The following is a 511-nucleotide window of genomic DNA, read 5'->3' as shown; positions in this document are numbered from 1 at the left end:
AACCATGCCGATGAACAAACCGGAGACTACGATGATAGCCAGTGATTGCACGCCAACGGAATACAACTGTTTGATGAGTAGAGGAAAACTTTTAGAGGGTTGAGGCTTAGAGAAGATAGCGCCAACAAGCATCAAGGTTGCACGGCCAAAAGCTTCACAGATGGCGAGTGTGCGTTTTCCTAATGAAGCGACAAATTGAATAAAGCTAGCGACCATCAAATAGATCCTTTTCGATACTTTGCGCAGGAAAACGAAACGGCACAGGCCCATCTGCATCACCTTGTAAGAACTGCTGCACTCGCGGGTCTGGGTTTTGACTCAACTCCTCTGGCGTGCCAAACGCGATGATCTTGCCATCTGCTAGTAGGTAAACCCAATCAGCAATACTCATGACCTCCGGTACATCGTGTGATACCACAATAGACGTAAGGCCTAGAGCTTGGTTTAAGTCTTTGATCAACTCAACCAAAACACCCATGGTAATTGGATCTTGTCCCACAAATGGTTCATC

The 511-nt window shown here is 46.6% G+C and carries 2 pseudogenes; both read right to left on the bottom strand.

Annotation, left to right across the window (positions count from 1 at the left end):
* Window positions 1-216: pseudogene (locus tag R8O10_RS27675) on the bottom strand (ABC transporter permease); the annotation flags it as partial.
* A pseudogene (locus tag R8O10_RS27670) lies at window positions 206-511 on the bottom strand (phospholipid ABC transporter ATP-binding protein MlaF); the annotation flags it as partial. The pseudogenes R8O10_RS27670 and R8O10_RS27675, both read right to left, overlap by 11 nt.

Origin of the sequence: Vibrio sp. 1727 (assembly GCF_033344415.1) — a bacterium.
Lineage (GTDB): Bacteria > Pseudomonadota > Gammaproteobacteria > Enterobacterales > Vibrionaceae > Vibrio > Vibrio alginolyticus.
The sequence above is the reverse complement of the archived record's forward strand: the minus strand, read 5'-3'. Positions and strand labels throughout refer to the sequence as shown.